The organism is Collinsella aerofaciens (assembly GCF_001404695.1).
Lineage (GTDB): Bacteria > Actinomycetota > Coriobacteriia > Coriobacteriales > Coriobacteriaceae > Collinsella > Collinsella aerofaciens_E.
This window is the reverse complement of the sequence record NZ_CZAQ01000006.1, coordinates 1-20,962: the sequence shown is the minus strand read 5'-3', so window position 1 is coordinate 20,962 and position 20,962 is coordinate 1. Positions and strand designations below refer to the sequence as shown.

General features: G+C 60.7%; 15 protein-coding genes and 1 pseudogene. 13 read left to right on the top strand and 3 right to left on the bottom strand.

The window, feature by feature from the left end; translation table 11 throughout:
- Positions 1-221 precede the first annotated feature (221 nt).
- The 6 genes from AQ996_RS02550 to AQ996_RS02530 all read left to right on the top strand — a co-directional run bounded on the left by AQ996_RS02550 (position 222) and on the right by AQ996_RS02530 (position 6,063).
- Complete coding sequence (locus tag AQ996_RS02550) at positions 222-2,363, top strand: helix-turn-helix transcriptional regulator (protein ID WP_172674591.1); 2,142 nt, start codon at positions 222-224, stop codon at positions 2,361-2,363.
- A gap of 109 nt (positions 2,364-2,472) precedes the next feature.
- The gene (locus AQ996_RS10230) at positions 2,473-2,985 is read left to right on the top strand and encodes a DUF2712 domain-containing protein (protein ID WP_148315808.1); all 513 of its coding nucleotides are present in this window, start codon (positions 2,473-2,475) and stop codon (positions 2,983-2,985) included.
- 54 nt (positions 2,986-3,039) lie between these two features.
- Positions 3,040-3,921 (top strand): ABC transporter permease, encoded by an 882-nt coding sequence (locus AQ996_RS02545; RefSeq protein ID WP_055250774.1) that lies wholly within the window; start codon positions 3,040-3,042, stop codon positions 3,919-3,921.
- Between the two features lie 38 nt (positions 3,922-3,959).
- On the top strand, positions 3,960-4,757 hold the full coding sequence (locus AQ996_RS02540) for a DUF2705 family protein (RefSeq protein WP_147350643.1): 798 nt from the start codon (positions 3,960-3,962) through the stop codon (positions 4,755-4,757).
- Positions 4,754-5,398, top strand: a complete 645-nt coding sequence (locus AQ996_RS02535; protein ID WP_055250770.1) for an ATP-binding cassette domain-containing protein — start codon at positions 4,754-4,756, stop codon at positions 5,396-5,398. The genes AQ996_RS02540 and AQ996_RS02535 overlap by 4 nt, the downstream gene beginning before the upstream one ends.
- A gap of 5 nt (positions 5,399-5,403) precedes the next feature.
- Positions 5,404-6,063: a DUF5028 domain-containing protein gene (locus tag AQ996_RS02530; protein ID WP_148315806.1), complete on the top strand. Its 660-nt coding sequence runs from the start codon at positions 5,404-5,406 to the stop codon at positions 6,061-6,063.
- A gap of 74 nt (positions 6,064-6,137) precedes the next feature.
- Here AQ996_RS02530 and AQ996_RS02525 read toward each other — a convergent pair whose 3' ends face one another.
- The gene (locus AQ996_RS02525) at positions 6,138-6,863 is read right to left on the bottom strand and encodes a hypothetical protein (protein WP_055250766.1); all 726 of its coding nucleotides are present in this window, start codon (positions 6,861-6,863) and stop codon (positions 6,138-6,140) included.
- 115 nt (positions 6,864-6,978) lie between these two features.
- Here AQ996_RS02525 and dnaX point away from each other — a divergent pair, with 115 nt between their 5' ends.
- Positions 6,979-9,462 (top strand): DNA polymerase III subunit gamma/tau, encoded by a 2,484-nt coding sequence (gene dnaX, locus AQ996_RS02520; protein ID WP_055250764.1) that lies wholly within the window; start codon positions 6,979-6,981, stop codon positions 9,460-9,462.
- 21 nt (positions 9,463-9,483) lie between these two features.
- On the opposite strand, the gene AQ996_RS02515 is transcribed toward dnaX, so the two are convergent.
- A complete protein-coding gene (locus tag AQ996_RS02515; protein WP_055250762.1) occupies positions 9,484-9,957 on the bottom strand; it encodes a hypothetical protein in 474 nt (157 codons plus the stop codon).
- Positions 9,958-10,296: 339 nt separating this feature from the next.
- Here AQ996_RS02515 and AQ996_RS02510 point away from each other — a divergent pair, with 339 nt between their 5' ends.
- From AQ996_RS02510 to AQ996_RS02490, 5 genes are all read left to right on the top strand, one after another.
- Positions 10,297-10,617 carry a YbaB/EbfC family nucleoid-associated protein gene (locus AQ996_RS02510; RefSeq protein ID WP_006235174.1) on the top strand — a complete coding sequence of 107 codons (321 nt, stop codon included), beginning with the start codon at positions 10,297-10,299 and terminating at the stop codon, positions 10,615-10,617.
- Between the two features lie 13 nt (positions 10,618-10,630).
- Positions 10,631-11,227 carry a recombination mediator RecR gene (gene recR, locus AQ996_RS02505; RefSeq protein WP_055250760.1) on the top strand — a complete coding sequence of 199 codons (597 nt, stop codon included), beginning with the start codon at positions 10,631-10,633 and terminating at the stop codon, positions 11,225-11,227.
- A 244-nt stretch (positions 11,228-11,471) separates the two neighbouring features.
- Complete coding sequence (locus tag AQ996_RS02500) at positions 11,472-12,377, top strand: hypothetical protein (protein WP_055250758.1); 906 nt, start codon at positions 11,472-11,474, stop codon at positions 12,375-12,377.
- Positions 12,374-14,218 carry a serine/threonine protein kinase gene (locus AQ996_RS02495; protein WP_055250756.1) on the top strand — a complete coding sequence of 615 codons (1,845 nt, stop codon included), beginning with the start codon at positions 12,374-12,376 and terminating at the stop codon, positions 14,216-14,218. The genes AQ996_RS02500 and AQ996_RS02495 overlap by 4 nt, the downstream gene beginning before the upstream one ends.
- A gap of 3 nt (positions 14,219-14,221) precedes the next feature.
- Positions 14,222-15,160, top strand: a complete 939-nt coding sequence (locus tag AQ996_RS02490) for an FHA domain-containing protein (RefSeq protein WP_055250754.1) — start codon at positions 14,222-14,224, stop codon at positions 15,158-15,160.
- Positions 15,161-15,444: 284 nt separating this feature from the next.
- On the opposite strand, the pseudogene AQ996_RS02480 reads toward AQ996_RS02490, so the two are convergent.
- Positions 15,445-16,609, bottom strand: a pseudogene (locus AQ996_RS02480) (IS256 family transposase).
- 647 nt (positions 16,610-17,256) lie between these two features.
- On the opposite strand from AQ996_RS02480, the gene nifJ reads away from it, so the two are divergent.
- A complete protein-coding gene (nifJ, locus tag AQ996_RS02475; RefSeq protein ID WP_055250750.1) occupies positions 17,257-20,796 on the top strand; it encodes a pyruvate:ferredoxin (flavodoxin) oxidoreductase in 3,540 nt (1,179 codons plus the stop codon).
- The last annotated feature ends 166 nt before the right edge of the window (positions 20,797-20,962 follow it).

The following is a 20,962-nucleotide window of genomic DNA, read 5'->3' as shown; positions in this document are numbered from 1 at the left end:
TGCGGAAACTGCGTCCCAGAATATTGACTCAGAACGGGATACAGTTTCCAGATCGACGCTCAAAAGGAAACCGCATCCCGCTTTGATGCGGGGACTGCGGACAAAAGCTGAACCGTGATCTGGCTCGGATTGGAGTTCGCCTGAATCGTTGATGCTGGCTGGTGTGGGCGTGGAGATAAACGAGCAGCCCGAGCGATATAATGACACGCTATGGAGGTCATATGCTCTTTTCCCGCTGTTCTGCCACATCTGCTTTCGCCATTGCGCTCGTCGTAATGGCGGTTACCCCTTATCACCGGTTTTCATCTTCAATCGGCTTGGCATCAGGTGCAATGACCTGGCTCGTTATCCTTGGCGCATGCCTCGCGGCGTTTGGTCATGGTGTTGCGCTCCGCAAGGGGAGAGAAATAAGACGGCCGGGTCGCCTTGGCGTCTTCGGTGTTTTCCTTGCTGCTATTGCGGTGGTTCCCGAATGGGTCGACTTGGCCTTCTATGCTCGCGGAGATTCTATTCCAATCGTGTTTGCACCAATCTGGTTGTTGCATCGTGTTTCGTGTGCCTTGTGCTTCACTGGGTCGTTGCTCCTCTCATATGTAATTTGGGATACGGCGGGCTCTCCTTTGATACGGGGGGCGGCGCGGGACGGCGAAAGGGGGACCCGCCGATCGCAGAGCACGCTTTTTGCAGAAACAATAGTTGTCCTGTCTTGCCTGCTGTTTTGCTGTCGAATTTCATGGAGAGTCGTTCCCGAGCCATGGGGGATGCCCTCTGTAACGGCCGCATCAATTGGCCTCGTGCTTTTAATTCCGCTGGTCTATCTCGTATTGGCTGCGGTCCCGCTGCTTTGCTGTCCCCGCGCCTTTGGTCGGGGGCAGGGCGACGTGTTTGCCCGTTCTGTGCTTGTAGCAGTTCCCATTGGCCTTGTTCCGGCTGTCGAGGTGGCATACTTTGCAAGCGATGCCGCAGTCATTGCATCACTGTCGATGGGGTCCGCTATTGCTGTTGCCGCCTTCGTATGCACATTGCTAAGGGAGAAACGGGACAACAATTCGGATACCCCTCGCACGTCCGACCCATTCGATGCGGGGGTGTTTTCCCCTGCCCTGTCGCCTCGAGAAGAGCAGTTTGTTCGACTGCTGCTCAAAGGGAAAACGCCGGCGGAAATTGCCAGGGAGACGGGTACGAAGCCATCGACGGTGCGAACAACGCTTCACCGAGCATACGGGAAGGCATCGGTTGCGGGCTCACGCGAGCTCGTGGCATTGTTTGCGGGTGAGGGTGATGCTACAGGGCCTGGTCTGCTGCGGCGGCATGCTGGTGATATGTTGACATCAGTTCGGACGCGCCGGCTGTTTCGATACCTGCTCACAACATTTTTTATCCTCCTTGCGGCGGGCCCCTTGGTAATGGCGGATAGCGATTGGGGATCCGGTGTTTCGCGGGCAGTCGCCTTTTCTCTCGCAAGCTATGCATTGGGTCTCGGACTGCTTCTGTCGCTGCACTACGCGGGTGAAAAACTGAATCGTGAAGTTGCGCTGACTAGAACGGATGGGGCGATTGGGCTCGGAAGCCCGTGCGTATGGGCGGTGCTGTCTGCCGTGGAATGGTCTTTTGTCTATATCGCGGCATGGAGGTGTATATGCGATCCGTTGATGGCTGCGCCGGTCCTGCTGTGCGGCGTGGCATCTACGGTCTCGCTCGCTGTTGGGCTGCGTCCGTTTAAGGTGCATGCCCGTGTCCGGGCTATCGTGCCGTTGGTGTCAATAGGTGCGGCTACTTTAATCCATGCGGCCACTAGGGGGCGAATCCATGGGTTCGCGGTGCTGACGGGGATGTTGCTCACATACATAGTGCTGCGTAGCTGCCCGCAGCGCAAAATGCTTGGGATATGGATGCTTTGCTTTGGGGCGGCGGCTCCTGTCTGGGTTGTCTTGCTCAACATGGTGCAGGATCTGACGGTTTTCGAGCCTCTGTTCCTTGCGTCGTTGCTGGGGCAAAGTTCGGCCGTCAATGTCGTCGTGGCAACGGTGATTGTTTGCTGGTCTGTGCCCATGCTCGTTACGCACATCGTGCTCGTACGCTCGGTTGAGGACGAGAAGGCCGTCTTGAAGTACCGTGCGAACGGGTCCACCGAAGCAGCTCACGTGCGCCGGCTGGCTCTGCTTACGTCGCGCGCCCTGTCCGATGTTCAGGCCCGAATATTGTTGATGACGGCAGAGGGCACAACGACAAAGACCATTGCGCAGGATGTCGGTTACGCTGCATCTACGGTGCAAGCGCTGCGATCCGCGTCCTATCGCCAGTTGAAGATCAAGAACAAAGCAGAGCTTATTTCATTGTTATCGCAGGTAGATAACGTGTAAACGCCTGGATTATCAACTCAATAGCGAGTGTTTACAGACATCTTTCTCCATTCATGCAAAGGTTGCTGTGCGTCGACGCATTGTTAGCCGCTTTTGATTGGAGAAGGCCATGATTAAGCCAAGGAGCGCTATTACTCGAATCGGAGTCGGGTTGGCGATTGCTGCGGGTCTGTCCCTAGGGGTTCCCGCTGCATCGTTCGCGCAAGAGGAGTTTGACACCTCTCAGGTTTCTAGCATTACTCAAAACGCCGATACGGGAATTACGACCTGTACGAACAATGCCGATAGGGCATTTAGTTTTCAATGTGCCGGGACGAGTGCAACTGGCTACCGTCAAAAGGATGATTCCTCATCGCTCTATCTGGATATCCAGGGCTATACGGGAAATCCGCTTCGGTTATATACAGACGGTGCGTATAACACAAGCGGTAGCGGCAGCATGAATTGTACTCAGGGAACGTATCGTTCGAATCACAAGGGACAGTGGGAAATGTATAACCTCGTCCGTGAGAACGGGCGATCTGCGGCGCGACTGACTGCATGGGCGGAGTCTGGCTACGGCACTGTTATTGGTGTATGGAGCCCCGACTGCGTCGGGCATTTCCGCAAGCTTCCCGCATAGTTGTTTTAAATGGCTCCCTTCCGGCTTTCTGGGTCGGAAGGGGGAGGAGTACGTATGAACCAAAAGCTCGCAAGATACGAACTGTCGAAAACGATAAGACGTCCAGCTTTTATCTTTGCTCTCTTGATTGCAGTCGCAGTTGCAATAGTTGCCGCGCTGGAGCCGTGGGCAAATTTGGAAAAAGAACGTCACAACCTTCTTTCTTTTGGTTACGGCGTTGGCATGCAAGCCAAAAATTATCTCGGTCAAACACGTGAAAGCAGCTTCGGTAACTGGATTGTTGTGAGCGCGAACGCGCCGCTGTCTGCGTCGGTGTTTTTCTATGCACTGCCCCTGCTTGCAATGTTGGCTGGATCTTGGTCGTGCCTCTTTGAGCGTTTGAGTGGTTATGACATGCAGATATGCACGCGCGTTTCCAGAAAGGCGTACGTGAACGTAAAGATGCTGTCCGCTTTCCTCTCCGCGTTTACAGTGACTGCCATTCCTCTGCTCGTCAATTTCCTGATCGTCTCGATGCTTTTTCCTGCGTATCTTCCTCGGGTCGATGAGTCGACTTACGTAGGACTTTACCTGCATAGCTACTTCTCCGGTCTATTTTATTCGCATCCTTTGTCGTATGTGCTCGCATACACGCTGTTCGATGCTGTCACGCTCGGGACTTTATCCATGGCTGTAACTGGCTTCTCAATTTTGTTTCGTAGCAGAATCAAAGCGATAATTGTCCCGTATCTGCTAATGGTTGCGTGGCATTTTGCAAATGGCTGGATCTTCGGCGTAATGGCTTGCGTGGGGTTTAACTGCAATATCCTCAACAGCATCAGGTCGGAATCGCTGAATAACTGGCCAGACATTCGAGCCGGTTTTGCGGAAATCATATTATTGACCCTTGCTTCGTTGGCTTTTTCTGGGGCGTGGAAAAGGCGGGAGATGGTCTGATGCTGTTTAGGTTGGTCGCCGCGGACCTGAGGACCGTTTTGAAGAAGAACATCATTACCTTTATTGCGATTGCAGCAGTGACCGTTGCGAACCTGGTGTACGCCTACGGATTGTCTTCTGTGTATGGGGTCAGGACGGATACCTTGGGGTTTGCGGACAATCTTGCGCTCGTGTTTGCCGGATCTGCTCCGTTTGAGCCTAGGCCCGGGGTCATGTTTGTGCCTCCGCTAGGATGGCTATTTCTCATTCTGCTTATTCTCTATACAACACTCGATTATCCCGCCGAATCGTTGCACGGGTTTGGTTTGCAAACGCTTGTCCGATGCCGGGCGAGAACCCTTTGGTGGGTCTCGCGTTTTATCTCAGTAACGGCAATAACGGCATTTTCGCTGCTTGTGGTGGTTTGCTCTGTTGTGATTTGGAGCTTGATGGTGAGCGCCTCGTTCAGCGCGGTCATCCATGGCGAGTCGCTTCAGCTGGCTAATTTGGCGCCGTGGTTTCTCAAAGTGGGCGAGGCGGATGCGCTGCCGTTTTTCATAGGTCTCTTTTTTGCTTTTGAGGCGCTTGCGTTTGCACAGGCAGCGGTTGGGTTTGTGCTTGGGCCGTCAGCCTCATTTGCGGTTGTAATGAGCTACCTGATCTGTTCGGCATATGCGCGGCATTGGGCGCTGCTGGGAAATGCCTTGATGCTGTTGCGCTGGGGTGGAATCGTCAAAGAAGGAATTGCGACGGGCTCGAGTGGCTTGTTTTCAATTGTGATTATGTCGTTATGTCTATCGTTGGGTGGACTGTGGTTTCGAAAGGCCGACCTTATCGAAAAGAGGGACAAGATATGAGCGTGATCGTTAGGGACGTATCGAAGCGCATGGGCAAAAACGATGTCCTGCGCAACGTGTCTATCGAGGTTGACCCTGGGACTGTGGTCGGGCTTCAGGGGATAAACGGTTCGGGCAAGACCATGCTTATGCGAGCGGTCTGCGGATTGATTAGACCCACCGAGGGCGAAATCATTATCGATGGTCAAAGACTTGGGGCTGATATCTCGTTTCCGCCGAGTCTTGGGATGTTGATAGAGGCTCCTTCCTTTTTAGGATATCTGTCTGGCTACGACAATCTGGAACTCATAGCTCAAATCAAGGGCGTTGCCACCCCCGAGGACATTCGCTCCGCCCTGCGGCTCGTGGGGCTCGATGCAGACGAAAAAAAGAAGTTCCGAGCATACTCGCTTGGGATGAAGCAGCGTCTGGGGATAGCTGCGGCGATTATGGAAAAGCCGAAGCTGCTTGTTCTCGATGAACCAACAAATGCCCTCGACGAAGCGGGCGTTGAAATGCTCAAGCGTGTTGTGGCGATGGCGGCATCAACGGGTCGCGAGGTTCTTCTGTCTAGCCATGACGGAGAGGTGCTCGAGGAGCTGGCCGATCGGGTTTACTGCATGCGCGACGGTGCCGTTGTGGAAGTTCGGGAAAGGTCGTGAGCGCGATGAAGAAGACCCTGTGGACGAGAAGATCGGCGCTCGCGCTTTTTTGCTGTGCTGCTACCGGCCTTGCGGGCATGAGGGTGAGCGTCGTTAACAGGAATCGGACAGTCATTCCTGAGAAATATTACGCGGAGGGCGAATGGCTCTCGATGGATGGAGCGTTTCTGGGATCGAAGGATGTGGTGACTGATGGGTATTCGTTTTGCATAGATGGAGCAGAACTACTCACGCCGCGCGAGTATCTCAAACGAGCGCATGATGATTATTCAAAATATGGCATCGTAGATACGAAAACGAAATTGAAGGACGCCGACATCACGTGTGTTATCGCCGTAAAGATGCGTGTCAGGAATAAGGACAATGTCGAAGGCGGAATTAAAGCGTATGTTTGGCATTTGGTGCCGGAGTCTGCGCCAAACTATGACTTTGTGGTCAATACCGATCTGATAACGCAGGCAATGCCGGTGCTGGGCGGTTCTGCTGCGTTTGCTGTACAGGTTGGGGCGGAGAACGAGTTACTCGTCCCATTCATGATGCAAAACACCAACGACTATTTCGAAGGTTACGAGACCGTCCGTTTTGAGAAAGCGTTTCCCGGGACCTATACGATGAAGATGACCGATCTGCCGGAGCGAAGGCTCTTCAGGTTTGAAGTTAAATAGCTCGAAGGCCCTGTTGGGGGAGCCTCATCCTACGCTGAAGCGGGATGAGATTCCCTTCGCAGTGGCGCTCGGCCCTAGCGCTTCTTCTTGCTCTTCTTCTGCTTGCGCTGCTTGCCCTTGTTGTCCTGGGGCTTGTCGGCCTTGTCGCCCCGCTTGGCCTCGGCGGCAGCCTTCTCGGCCTTCATTTTCTTCTTCTTGGTCTCGATGCGGAGCTTTTTGTTGATGCGCGCCTTAAGGAAGGGGCCAAACTGCTCGGCATCGCCGCGGATAAAGGTGTCCTTAGGGATAGTCACGCCCTGGTCGGCGAACATGGCTACAAAGATGCGCTCGCCGTCGAGTACGTGGTCGAGCTTCTCAAACGGGAAGAACTGCGACTTGCCGCTCTTGCCCCAAACCATCAGGCCGTCCTCGTTGGCAGCGACGCGGCGATAGCGGCCACCCATGGACTCGTCGGCCTCGACGGCGTCGATAAAGTCACGGGCGAGCGTGTGGTGCAGGTTTTTGCTCCACCAGGCCAAAAAGGCGCCGAATACGATCAGGACGACGCCAAACTTGATCCAGTTACCGCCGGCCACCAGCATGCCAATGCCGATCAGCGCGGCAATTGCCGCGGCGACATACAGCGAACCGCGACGCCTGGGCGAGGCGACCAGGCGGGCGAAGTCGGTGACCAGGTCGTTTTCGTACTGGTACTCGTTGAGGTACAGGATGCCGTCGTCGGCTGCGGCCTGCTTCTCGAGCGCGACCTCGACCTGGTCGGCTGCTTCGGAGGGAACGAGGTTGCTCTCTGCGTCTGCCATGCTCTTTGGACTCCTATCGCGGCGGGCTCGCCGTACGGGTTATTATGAATGAAGTATGCCGTGCGACCGCATGGCCGTCGCGGCAACAAGACTCAGTATACCCGGGGGAGCACCCATGGAATCGTTGTACCGAAAGTATCGCCCGCTCACCTTCGACTCCGTGGTGGGCCAGCAGCATATCGTCTCGACGCTCGAGCACGCCATCACCGAGGGGCGTCTGTCCCACGCGTACCTGTTCTGCGGACCGCGCGGCACGGGCAAGACCACCATGGCGCGCATTCTGGCCAAGGCGCTACTGTGTCGCAACGCCGAGGCGGCGCGCGCCGAGGGTGCAAGCGGCTGCATGCCCGACGGCACCTGTGAGGAGTGCGAGCTCATCGCCGAGGGCAACCACCCCGATGTCTACGAGCTCGATGCCGCAAGCCGCACGGGCGTGGACAATGTGCGCGAGGAGATCATCAACTCCGTCAACTTTGCCCCGGTGCGCGGCAAGTACAAGATCTATATCATCGACGAGGTTCACATGCTCACGACGGCGGCGTTCAACGCGCTGCTCAAGACGCTCGAGGAGCCGCCGGCGCACGTGATCTTTGTGCTGTGCACCACCGACCCGCAAAAGATTTTGGAGACCATCCTCTCGCGCTGCCAGCGCTTCGATTTTCATCGCATCGGCAACGAGGATATTGAGCATCGCCTGTCCTACGTGTGCGAGCAGGAGGGCTTCGATTACGACGACGAGGCGCTGGCTATCGTGGCGCGTCATGCCAAGGGCGGCATGCGCGACGCGCTCTCCACGCTGGAGCAGCTGAGCGTCTTCGGCAACGGTACCGTGCACGCGGACGATGCCCGCTCGCTTTTGGGCGAAGTTTCGGACCAGATTCTGGGCGAGTTTGCGCGCGCCATCGCCGAGCGTGATATTGCTGAGCTCTATGGGCTCATTCGCGCACAGGTCGAGGAGGGCAATGACCTGCTTGAGCTGACGCGCGACCTGGTGGCGCATGTGCGCGACGTGTATGTGGCCTGCGTTGCCGGTGCCCGTGCCGAGCTGTTTGAGGGCGGGATCGAGCAGGCCGAGGCGCTTGCTGCCGAGGCCGCTGCCTTTGGCGAGCATCCGGCCGACCGCCTGGCCCGCGTGCTGACGGTGCTTGACGATGCCGCGCTGGAGATGAGGGGCGCGAGCGACGTGCGCCTGGTGCTCGAGATCGCCTGCACGCGCCTGGCACGTCCCGAGGCCGATCTGACCATTGAGGCCCTGGCCGAGCGCGTGGCACGCTTGGAGGCCATGGTCGCCAACGCCGCGGTGCCGGCGGGTGTGGCTGCTGCTCAAACGAGTGCGCCTGCTGCATCCGCACCCGCTGCTGCCCAGCAGCCGACGCTGATTTCGGGTGCCCGAGCCGCTACTCCCGCGGCGACTGCCGCCCCCGCTGCTACGTCCGCGCATCAGGGTGGCATGCCTTGGGACCGCGGCACTGCTGTTCCGGCGGCCCAGTCTGCGCCCAAGTCCGCGGTTCCTGCGTCGGCGCCCAAACCTGTAACGCCTGCACCTCAACCCGTTGCGGCTCCCGCGCCTGCGGCATCGACCGTGCCGGTGTTCAAGCCCAACAGCGCCGCCCAGGTTGCTGCCGCCGGCGCCGCCGAGACCCCCGCGGTCGAGGATGCCGGCGAGCTCCAGCGCAAATGGGCCGAGGTCGTCGAGCGCGTCAAGGCCCAACAACCTTCTTATGCGGCTCTCCTGTTGAACGCCCGCGCTACGGCAGACGATGGTTCTAAGCTCACGGTCTCGTTCCCTACGGCATTTGCTATCAAGATGCTCGGGCGTGCTGATACACAGGCGGTGTTTTTGCCGACAGTCAGTGCAGTCTTCGGTCGTCGCACCGTCGACTATGTCCTGGATGGGGGTGGCACGCCGGCTCCTCAACATGAGGAGCATTCTCCATCTGCACGGGCTGCGGCATCTGCGGACCCGCAACCCGTGTCCTCGGCGGTCCCTGCATCCTCGAGCGCCAGCGCGACGCAGCCAAAAGCGGCACCGGTAGCGGCACCGACTCCGTCGGCGCCTGAACCTGCTGCGCCCAAACCGGCTGCTCCGACCCCCGCGCCCAAGCCCGCTGCCACACCCGCACCCAAGTCATCCGACCTGGCTAAGGCCCCCTGGCTGCGCTCCGACAACCCTGCCGGTGCTCCTGCCACGGGCAAGCTCCCGACCGAGCCCGCGCCCCGAGCGCCCAAGCGCGCGTCCGCTCCCAAGGCTCAGCCGTCTGCGCAGGCTGCGCCTTGGGAATCCGAGCAGGTGCCCTACGACGACGCCATGGTCGGTGGCTTTGCCGGCGATGCGGGCGGGGAGGATCTTCCTCCGTTCGACGTGCCTGCCGCGGTGCCTGCGCCCAGCCCTGCCGCCTCAGCCGCGGCTCCCGCAGCTGCGACGTCCGCTCCCGCAAGCGATGACGCCCCCGCTGCCCCTTGGGAGTCCAACCCCGGCGCCGGCAGTCCCTTCGGCCACCAGGGCGCAGCCCCGAGCATCCCGCAGACCGAGGACGAGGCCAAAGCCCTCATCCGCAGCGTCTTTGGCCAGGCCACCATCTTCAAACCGGTGGAGTAACCGTGCGGGCGGGTACGCTGCTCAAGAAGAGATCTCTTTGTCCGGGCGCATCTGTATTTCGGACATGTGTAGTGTGGTGCCGCGTATATCGCATTCGAGCAGACAAGCGCGTGACGGTCGGCCTAGGATGCTGAGGTCGATACGATACGTCGCATGGCCGTCCGTGTACTCGACTTGCTCGGCGTTGACGGTTGCTCCGATTGTAAATAAAGAGCCCAGTTCGGCATCGACAATCTTGGAGTCCTTTATCTTGACCTTGAACTCTTGGTAGAGGGACGGGCTGTTGTAGTAAATGGTTCGGGTTCCGTCGGTGCATTCATCGGTCGTCTCCCATTTGACGACGGGCTGGTCCGAGCTGGCTATCAGCAGTTCTGCTCCAAAAGCTATGGCATGGGTGATGACAACCAGCAATGCCCAGCCGACAAAGAGATAGAGAACCACATATGCAACGGGGTGTTTTGAGCGGATGTTTTGGAGCGCGTCGGGGGCATTCATGGGGCACCTCCAAATTGCAATCTATGACAATCAAATTATACCCTGCCGCCATGTGCTCCGCCTCGAGCAGCGGTTTGGCATTTAGCTATTTAGTGGCACACATGAAATGCCGGATTCGGCTCTACTAGATTGAGTATGCGATATTATGCAACCTTGCATAATTCGGCCTTGCATAATCTTTGCGCGTGGTTTGTATTAGAGGACATGTATATCGACTGAGGTAGCGTGTCCGCCCCGCTTGCTTGCCCCGCGCCGTGGTACGATTTTTGAGTTTGAAAGTCCCGTCGCGCTCCGGCTGCCCTTGCAGCTTGTCGCGCGGCCGCACGTAAAGGAGCCATCATGGCCGGTATGAACATGCAGCAAATGATGAAGCAGGCTCGCAAGATGCAGGAGCAGCTTGCCGCCGCGCAGGAAAACCTTAAGTCCCAGACCGTCGACGCCTCTGCCGGCGGCGGCATGGTCAAGGTGACCGTTAACGGCGAGATGGAGCTCGTCAACCTCACCATCGACCCCGATGCCCTCGATCCCGAGGACGTCGATATGCTGCAGGACATGATCATGGCTGCCGTCAACGAGGCCGTCCGCGGTGTCAACGAGCTTGCCAACAAGCAGATGGGCGCCATCACCGGCGGCCTCAACATCCCGGGCATGCCGTTCTAAGACACGCATATATATGAGTGCCAACCATAGTCTGCAAAAATTGCTCGATGAGCTGGGCCGTCTGCCGGGCATTGGTCCCAAGTCGGCCCAGCGCATCGCCTATTACCTGCTCGAGGCCGATGCCGAGGAGGCGCGCCGCCTGGCCGAGGCTATCCTGGAGGTTAAGCAGGAGGTTCACTTTTGCAGCCGCTGCTTTAACTACGCCACGGCCGACGAGTGCTCCATCTGCCAGGATTCGATGCGCGATACCACTCGCATTTGCGTGGTGGGCGAGCCGCGCGATGTCCAGGCGATTGAGCGCACGGGCAGCTACCACGGTCTCTACCACGTATTGGGCGGCGTGATCAGTCCCATGGACAAGATTGGTCCCGAGCAGTTGCACATTCGTGAGCTGCTGGCACGCTTGGGCCACGAGGACATCCACGAGGTCATCATCGCCACCAACCCCAATATCGAGGGCGAGACCACGGCGAGCTACCTTGCTCGCGCCATCAAGCCACTGGGCGTCGAGGTGTCGCGTCTGGCGAGCGGCCTGCCCGTGGGTGGCGACCTGGAGTATGCCGACGAGCTCACGCTCGGCCGCGCTATCGAGGCCCGCCGCGCGATCTAGGCGGCGTCAGCTCCGCGGCATGTCCCGTCGGCCTGCCGCACGGGGCGCTCATAATTGGGCACGCGTTCATGCATTTGTTGTGCAACAAACCTGCTTTTCATCCGCTTATCGCGTGGATGGGTCCACTTGCACCTCGTATTTGCCCATTCGTTGCGCAACCTTTTTGGTTCGCTGATACACTCAAAATGTGGATATGAAAGAATGCGCCGCTTTTAAGCGGCGTGTTTTTGTTGGAGGAGAACGCATGCGGCCCGGGGGCACTCAGACAAAGCATGGCGCCGCGGTGCGCATGCGGCGCCGGCTGGGCCTGGCGCCTCGGGCGTATGTGCTGCTGTCTTGCTCGCTCGTACTGGTCATAGCCGGTGTTTCGGCTTATGGCATGACGGTGCCGTCCATGGTACAGGCGCATGCTGCGCGCGAGCTGCATATTGGGCGCAAGACCAAAAGCGACTTGGGAACGACAACTGGATTTGCGTGGGCGAGCGTGGTCGGGCGCACCGTGTTTGACGTCGATCCCGCGGACGAGGGCGAGCGGGCGTCCAACGAGATCACGCTTGCCAACGGCAAGACCATCGTGCTCACCAACACCAAGATCATCCATCACCTTTCCGATAACAGCGTTTCGACCGTCGTAAACAAGGCCGAGCAGCAAAAGGGTCAGGATACGCAGCAGTCGGGGAAACCTGGCGGCTCCGGTTCGTCTGGCTCCAGCTCCGATTCGTCGAACTCGAGCGGTGGCTCCGGTTCGGGCTCCGCCTCCGGCGGGTCTGGGGGCGACAGCTCGACGGGCGGCAACACCGGTGGCAATACAAGCTCCAGCGGCCTTTCGACCGCCGAGGAGGAAAGCATACACAGCTGGCTCGTGACCAAGTGCAATATGCTCGACGGCTATGTCTCTCGGGCAAATAGCGCGGTCTCGACCTATAACGCAACAGGCGATACCGGGCCGTGCGATAGCCTGGCCAACGATATGTTTGTCATCCGTGCCGAGTTTGGCCGGCAAACGTTTTCTCCCCACTCAAAGTGGTATCGGCAGTACGCCAACCTATGGGGCTGCTACACCAACCTGTGCCAATGGGTGGGGCATTACGGCGATGATGACATTGCGCTTAACAACTTCAACAATAGCCTGGCGGCGATCGCCCTATGACGAACGATCTCGCTTCTGCGGCAGCCCAGTCGCTCAACCGTGATCCCATGGTGGGCCTGCGCCTGGCGCGCGTCGACGGGTTTGAGCCGGCCGTCGCCCTGGGCACGGACGAGCTTCCCGCCTACCTTCGCCGTTTTACGATGCTGTTTGCCGATGACGCCACCATGCGCCGTGGTGGTATCGGCCGTGTGACGCGTGCCGTCAACGCGCAGGGCGAGGCCGTGGCGCTCAAGCAGCTCATCTTGCCAACGCGCGACGAATTTGATGACGATGTCGCCCACGAGGCGCTGGTCACCAAGTTCAAGGCGGCGTTTCGCGAGGAATATGAATGCCATCGTGCCCTTTCGGGCCTTAAGGGCTTTCCCCGCTTGTACGGGTGGGGCGAGGTCGACGGCGTGCCCGCGATTGTCATGGAGTGGGTCGAGGGCGAGACGCTCGCTCGCCTGCGCCCGCGCTTTGCCGTGGACAATGCCGGGCGTCTGTCGCCGCTCGTGGCGGCGCGCCTGGGTCGCGACCTGTTCGATCTGCTCTGCCGCATGAGCTTGGTGGGGGAGGGGTTCGTCCATCGCGACATCTCGCCGGCCAATATTATGGTTCGCACGGCGCGCCTGCCGCTCGACCAACAACTTGCCGAGGGCACGTTCGATTTGTGCCTCATCGACTTTGGCTCGTCGTTGGCGCTCGAGCCCGCCTCTGCGGTGGCGCGAGGTGGCGGCAGGGAGTCCTTTACAGAGCGCTATGCCACGTTGCGTCGCGCGACGGTTGCCTACGCTCCGCCCGAGATGCTCACCGACGATATTGCCGACCTGCGCGTTTTGCGCATGTCGCCGGCAATCGACGTGTATGCCGCGGCGAGCACGGTCTATGAGCTCATCGCCGGCGTCGCACCGTACGAGGTGGCGCCGAGCGCATTGGGCACCTCGGGTTCGCGCAAAAAGACGCGCGATATTGCCAGTCCCTATCGTCTCAAGATGGATACGCGCCCCGACTATCCCGCTGGCGCCCATGCGCCCGGTTGCGACCTAACCCAGCTGCTCCGGCGTGAGCCCGATGTGGCGCTCGCCGCCGCCGAGCAGGCACAGCAGATGGGGCTCGAGCCAGACTCCGAGGAGCTGCGCGACGCGCTGGCATTTGTCGACGCCCAGTTGTTCGACGTGGTCATGGCCTGCCTGTCGCGTAATCAGGGCGATCGTCCCGAGCCCGCCGCGGTGGAGGCGGCGCTTACGACGTTTTGCGACCACTACGCGCAAAACGTCGGCCGGTCGCTCCGCGGCGAGCCGCTCACGCCCTGTCCCATGGATGCGTCCAGCCGCGTGGTCCGTCGCGCTGCGATGATCGGTACAGCGGCTGTCTGCGGCATCGTATGGGCCGTTGTGGTGGTGTCGGCGGCGCTGCTGGCGTCGGGTGCTCGTGTGGCGGTTGCCGTGGGGTACATTTCGTGGTCCGGTACGCTGCCGGGTATCGTTGCCGCGCTCGCGCTGGCGCTGCCGGGCATGGCGGGTATTGCCGCCGGCGCCATGGCGCACGATCGTCGCACGGGGTTCCTGCATGGCGTACTGGCGCTTTCTGCCTGCGAGGTTCCGGTGCTGATCGCGGTTGCATGCACCGTGTTTTCCCAGCGCGCCGTAGCGAGCGGCTTCGTTGCCGCCTTAATTGCAACATACACGCTCGTATGGTTTTTGCTGTCGATGGGTTTTGCCTTTGAGCTTCCCGTCGCGGCGCCGCGGCGCGCAAAAACCCAGACGGCAACGCCGCTTGCCGGTGGTGCCGCGGCGGTTCGCGCCTTTGTCGGGGCGACCGAGACGTCGTCCGATACGAGTTCAACGACCAAGGAGGTCTAGGCCATGGCATCTCAAATCAAGCTCACCCCGTGCGGAGCCATGTTCGACATCTTTAAACGCGCAGCGCACCTGAGCCATATCGAGCTGTGCGGCATGGTGCTTTCGAGCCGTCCGCTGGCCGATGGCCGCAGCCCCCAGAGCCGCGCCGCCGATCGCTCCTGGGTCTCGCGTTTTATCGTGCGCGCTCCGGTCGGCACGCTGCAGGAGCGCTATTTTGCCGATTACGGCACCTCGGCCGCGCGCATCATGTCGCATCTGGCCCTGCGTCGCCGCAATCCCATGAATGCCATGGCGGTGATCAACATGGTGTGCGGGCCTGCTGGCGAGCCCATGGTGCGGGCGCTCGAGGAATGCCATCAGGATACGAACCTCTACCGTAATGCGGTCGAGCGTCTGTCGCAGGCGGCGGAACTTATGCCCGCCGAACGTGCCGAGGCCGTGCTGGTGCTGTTTGTAGCCGTCGGTTGCTCGGCAGATGTTCGATCCTCGGTGACCTATGCCATCGACTACGCTCATGCGACCTGCGGCGGCGCCACGTCGACGCCGCGCTCGCTGAGCACCTCGACGGTCACGGGCGATCACGAGGCGGCGCCTGCGCATCCGCTGGGCCTGCTTCGCGTGCAAAACGGCTACGTGGTGAGCGCTCCGCGCTGGATTCAGCCGAGTGAGCAGGGCGTGGAGATCGGTGCGCTGGCGACGGGGGAAGGCGATATCACCGATGTGGGCGATGACGTTTCGGCTCGCCATGCCCACGTGTGGTGCGATGACCAAAATACCTGGTACGTCGAGGATCTGTCGTCCACCAACGGAACCGTGGTGGTAAACGGCGCGACGAACGTCTGCACCCAGGTCGAGCCTGGCCGCTCCGCTCAGCTCAACCCCGGTGACGAGCTCAAGCTCGGCGAATCCACCACCTACGCCATCCTCCTCGGCGCTCTCTAACTCATCTCCTAAATAAGTTGCGGTGAAATAGGGACTGTTTAAGGCCGCGACCGGCAAAAACAGTCCCCATTTCACCGCAACTGCCGTGTGGTCGGCGATAGAGAAACGAGAGTGGATTTCCGGACGCACGAGAGAGGATTTTCGGACGCACAACCCATGAGAGTGGATAATCTCCCACTTTTGGTCAAGATACAGGCAAAAAGTGGGAGATTATCCACTCTCGAGATCGCGTGCGCGGACGTGGTGTAAGAGTGCCTTGAGGTCCGTCGCTGTGAACTCCAATGCTACTCCTTCTTGAGACCGTGCTTCTCGACTATCTCGTCCACGATCTCCTTGGCGCGCCTCCCGAGTGCGCGACGTCTCTCCTCTGTCGGAGCCTGCCTGCCTGCGGGCTCGTCGAAGCCCTCGGCGGCCGAGGCCTCGGAGAACACTCGCTGCTGGCACCACTGCCCCTCGGTCTCCATGAGGCTCGCGCACGTCAGGCGCAGCATCGACTCCCTCGAGGGGAAGGACTGCACGACCCTGTAGCGACGCTTGATCTCGCGGTTGGCGCGCTCCTGGACGTTGTTGGTGCGGAGCTTTGGCCAATGCGCCTTGGGGAAGGCCGTGAACGCCAGCGCGGAGTCCTCGGCCTGCTCAAAGAGCTCGCCGGCCCTGGCGGACACCGACGCCACCCAGGGCGCGGCCTCGGCCCACACGCAGCGCGCGAGGTCGGGGTCGTCTTGGTAGACCGCGGCGCGCACGAGATCCCTGACGGCGGCCTTGGAGTCCTCGGGCCTGCCCGAGCAGGCGCTCTGGAGGTTGCGCTGCAGGTGCGTCACGCAGCGCTGCCAGGCGCAGCCCTGGAACAGGCGCGAGACGGCGGCCACGAGCCCGGCGTGGCTGTCGGAGANCGCCGAGGAAGGCCGACCAGGAGTCCTCGCTCTCGGTGTCGACCACGTCGCAGCCCAGGAAGTGCTTGCGCCCGTCGGCGCCCAGCCCGATCGCGGTCACCACGCCCTGTGAGACCACCGACGAGCCGACCCTGCAGCTCATGTAGGTGGCGTCCAGCCACAGGTAGCAGCACGGCGTTCCCGACAGGTCCCGGCGGCGGAACTCGGCCACCTCGTCGTCGAGGTCGGAGCACAGGCTCGAGACCTCCGAGCTCGACAGCGAGGATATGCCCAGCTTGGACGCCACGCGCTCGACCTTGCGGGTGGACACGCCGCACACGTACATCTCCTGCACGACGGCGGCCACCGAGGTGTCGACGCGAGACCAGCGCGCGAGCATGCCCTCGGGGTAGTAGGTGCCGTGCCTGAGCTTGGGTATCTCGAGCTCCACGTCGCCCACGGCGGTCTTGAGCGACCTGGGTCGGTAGCCGTTGCGGCTGTTCTCCCTGCCGTCGCCGCGCTCGTTGCGGCCCGCGCCGCACATCTGCTGGGCCTCGGAGTCCATCAGCGCGTTCATCACGCTGCCCAGCACCCTGCACGCGAACTCGCGCGCGTCGCCGCACTCCTGCCAAAGCCTCGCCGCCTCGAGGGCCTCGTCGCGGCCGAGGCGCAGTACACTCTCTTCTTGGGACATCGCCTTTCCTTTCATTCGTCACCTTCATTACTCCAACGACGAATTCTAGGCGGTGTCCCCTCCCTTTCAAGAAAGGGCGGAGGCGGGGCATGCCCCGCCTCTTACACCACATCTCTGTGCGCTACCACTCTCGATGCAGGCTGCGACTTTTCCGTCCGAGGGGCCATCTCGCCCCTTGGCAGTCACCTAAGGTAAACCTTTACCGCCCACCTATATTTGTCGAAATATGGCTTGGCGGCGGGGTACAATAAGCCCGCATGCGGATTTCCGTTGCGGGCGCTTCCCATCGCCGGGGCGTGCCCGGGAGCATCCGGCATGCGGCCTTTGCGGCGCTCGGTCATGTGCAAGACGGGTAGCTGGGCCTGTGGAGCGCGTGCAGCCCTCCTTGCCTCGGCATGCCTTCTCTCCATGCCATGTACCTGCTGCTCAGTCTGCCTGTCGGATGATTGGAAGCAACAGCGAAAATCCCATCACGCCAACATCCCGGCAATCGCCGGGGCCTGTATACCTATATGAGAGGAGAGGGGTATATGGCGCGTAAGTTTAAGTCTATGGACGGCAACGAGGCGGCCGCATATGTTTCGTATGCGTACACCGAGGTAGCGGGAATTTATCCCATTACGCCGTCCAGCCCGATGGCCGACCATGTCGACCAGTGGGCGGCCCAGGGTCGCAAGAACATCTTTGGCACCCCGGTCAAGGTCGTCGAGATGGAGTCTGAGGCAGGTGCAGCCGGTACCGTTCACGGTTCGCTGGGCGCCGGTGCTCTGACCACCACCTACACGGCTTCTCAGGGCCTGCTCCTGATGATCCCGAACATGTACAAGATCGCGGGCGAGCAGCTCCCGGGCGTCTTCCACGTCTCCGCGCGTTGCGTCGCTTCCCACGCCCTGAACATCTTTGGCGATCATTCCGACGTCATGGCCTGCCGTCAGACCGGTTTCGCCATGCTCGCCGAGGGCAACGTCCAGGAGGTCATGGACCTTTCGCCGGTGGCTCACCTTGCCGCCATCGAGGGCAAGACCCCGTTCCTTAACTTCTTCGATGGCTTCCGCACCAGCCACGAGATCCAGAAGGTTGCCATGTGGGACTACAAGGATCTGGCCGAGATGTGCGACATGGACGCCGTCCAGGCTTTCCGCGATCACGCGCTCAACCCTGAGCACCCGCATACCCGCGGCAGCCACGAGAACGGCGACATCTTCTTCCAGAACCGCGAGGCCTGCAACAAGGTCTACGACGAGCTTCCCGCCGTCGTCGAGGGCTACATGAAGAAGATCAACGAAAAGCTCGGCACCGATTACGGCCTGTTCAACTACTACGGCGCTCCCGATGCCGATCGTGTCGTCGTGTGCATGGGCTCCTTCTGCGACGTGCTCGAGGAAGTCATCGACTACCTCAACGCTCACGGCGAGAAGGTCGGCCTGGTCAAGGTTCGCCTGTTCCGTCCGTTCTCCATCAAGCACTTTGTCGACGTTCTCCCCGAGACCGTCAAAAAGATCGCCGTCATGGACCGCACCAAGGAGCCGGGTTCCATCGGCGAGCCGCTCTACCAGGACGTCGTCTCCGCTCTCTACGAGGCCGGCAAGACGGGCATCAAGGTCGTCGGCGGCCGTTACGGCCTGGGCAGCAAGGACACGCCTCCCGCGTCCGCGTTCGCTGTCTTCGAGGAGCTCAAGAAGGACGAGCCCAAGCGCGAGTTCACCATCGGCATTGTCGATGACGTGACCAACCTGAGCCTGCCCGAGGCCGAGGATGCGCCCAACACCGCAGCCCCCGGCACCATCGAGTGCAAGTTCTGGGGTCTGGGTGGCGACGGTACCGTCGGCGCCAACAAGAACTCGATCAAGATCATCGGCGACCACACCGACAAGTACGTCCAGGCCTACTTCCAGTACGACTCCAAGAAGACCGGCGGCGTCACCGTCTCGCACCTGCGCTTTGGTGATTCCCCGATTCGCTCGCCGTACTACGTGACCAAGGCCGACTTTGTCGCTTGCCACAACCCCAGCTACATCGTTAAGGGCTTCAAGATGGTCCGCGACGTCAAGCCGGGCGGCACCTTCCTGGTCAACTGCCAGTGGAGCGACGAGGAGTTCGCCGAGCACATGCCCGCCGTGGCCAAGCGCTACATCGCGAACAACAACGTCAACGTCTACCTGATCGACGCTATCGATCTGGCTGCCAAGGTCGGCATGGGCAAGCGCACCAACACGGTGCTCCAGTCCGCCTTCTTCGCGCTGGCCAAGGTCCTGCCCGCCGAGGACGCCCTGCAGTACATGAAGGACGCGGCCACCAAGTCCTACATGAAGAAGGGCCAGGCTATCGTCGACGCCAACCACAAGGCCATCGATGCCGGCGCTACCGCTTTCCGTAAGTTCGAGGTTCCGGCCGACTGGGCTACCGCCGAGGACGCCGCTCCCGTCGAGCTCTCCGAGGAGACCAAGTCCGCCATCGCCCAGCAGGTCAAGAACCTGCTCGAGCCCATCGATCGCATGGATGGCGACAGCCTGCCCGTTTCCGCCTTCGTCGGTTGCGCCGACGGCCAGTTTGAGCTGGGCGCCTCCGCATACGAGAAGCGCGGCGTCGCCGTGGTCGTTCCCCACTGGGACGAGACCAAGTGCATCCAGTGCAACCAGTGCGCCTATGTGTGCCCGCATGCCACCATCCGTCCGTTCGCGATGACCGAGGACGAGGCTGCCGCCGCGCCCGAGGCTACCCGCACGCTCGACGCCATGGGCCCCAAGGCCAAGGGCATGAAGTTCACCATGGCTGTGTCCCCGCTCGACTGCATGGGTTGCACCAACTGCGTCAAGGTCTGCCCCAAGGGCGCCCTCGAGATGGTTCCCACCGAGCAGGAGATGGACCAGCAGCCCGTTTGGGACTACATGGTCGAGAACGTCTCCGAGAAGAAGGAGCTCATCGCGGCCAACGTCAAGGGCAGCCAGTTTAAGCAGCCCTACCTGGAGTTCTCTGGTTCCTGCGCCGGCTGTGCCGAGACCGCCTATGCACGTCTGGTGACCCAGGTCGCCGGCGACCGCATGTTCATTTCCAACGCCACCGGTTGCTCCTCCATTTGGGGTAACCCCGCTGCCACCGCTCCTTACTGCAAGGACAAGGACGGTCACGGCCCGGCGTGGAACAACTCCCTGTTCGAGGACAACGCCGAGCATGGTCTGGGCATGGCCGTTGGCTATGAGGCCGTTCAGCACAAGCTGATCGCCGCTACCCAGGACATCATCGCTGCCGATGGTCCGTCCGATGAGCTCAAGGCCGCCGGCCAGGCTTGGATCGACTCCGTCAATGACGCCGAGGCCTCCAAGACCGCTGCCGCTGCCTACGTTGCCGAGCTCGAGAAGTGTGGCTGCGACGCTTCCAAGGCAATCCTCGCCGACAAGGCTTACCTCACCAAGAAGTCCTTCTGGATCTTCGGCGGCGACGGCTGGGCCTACGACATCGGCTTCGGTGGCCTGGACCACGTCTTGGCTTCCGGTCACAACGTCAACGTCTTCGTCTTCGACACCGAGGTCTACTCCAACACCGGCGGTCAGGCCTCCAAGGCCTCGAACCTGGGCCAGGTCGCTCAGTTCGCCGCTGCCGGTAAGGTGACCAAGAAGAAGTCTCTGGCCGAGATTGCCATGAGCTACGGTTACGTCTACGTGGCACAGGTTGCCATGGGCGCCAACCCGGCTCAGACCCTCAAGGCTATCCACGAGGCCGAGGCCTACGACGGCCCGTCCCTCATCATCGGCTACAGCCCCTGCGAGATGCACTCCATCAAGAAGGGCGGCATGCAGAACTGCCAGGCCGAGATGAAGAAGGCTGTCGAGTGCGGTTACTGGAACCTCTTCCGCTTCAACCCCGAGGCTGCTGCCGGCAAGAAGTTCTCGCTCGATTCCAAGGAGCCCGCGGGCGGTTATCAGGAGTTCCTGATGAACGAGGCCCGTTACGCTTCGCTGACGCGTTCCTTCCCCGAGCGTGCCGAGGAGCTCTTCAAGGAGAACGAGCAGGCCGCCATGGACCGCTACGCTCACCTGCTGAAGCTCAAGACGGTGTACAACGAGGCCTAGGTCTCCCACCGCAGGATCTGAGGGCTAACCTTCGCGGACGTCCTCGGACATGAAAGAACCCCCGCTGCGCACTGAACTGCGCCCCAATTCTTGGACGGGCTAATAAGCGGCCTACGCCGCACATAGGGACTGATTCCGGAATTCCTCCGGGGTCAGTCCCTTCAGT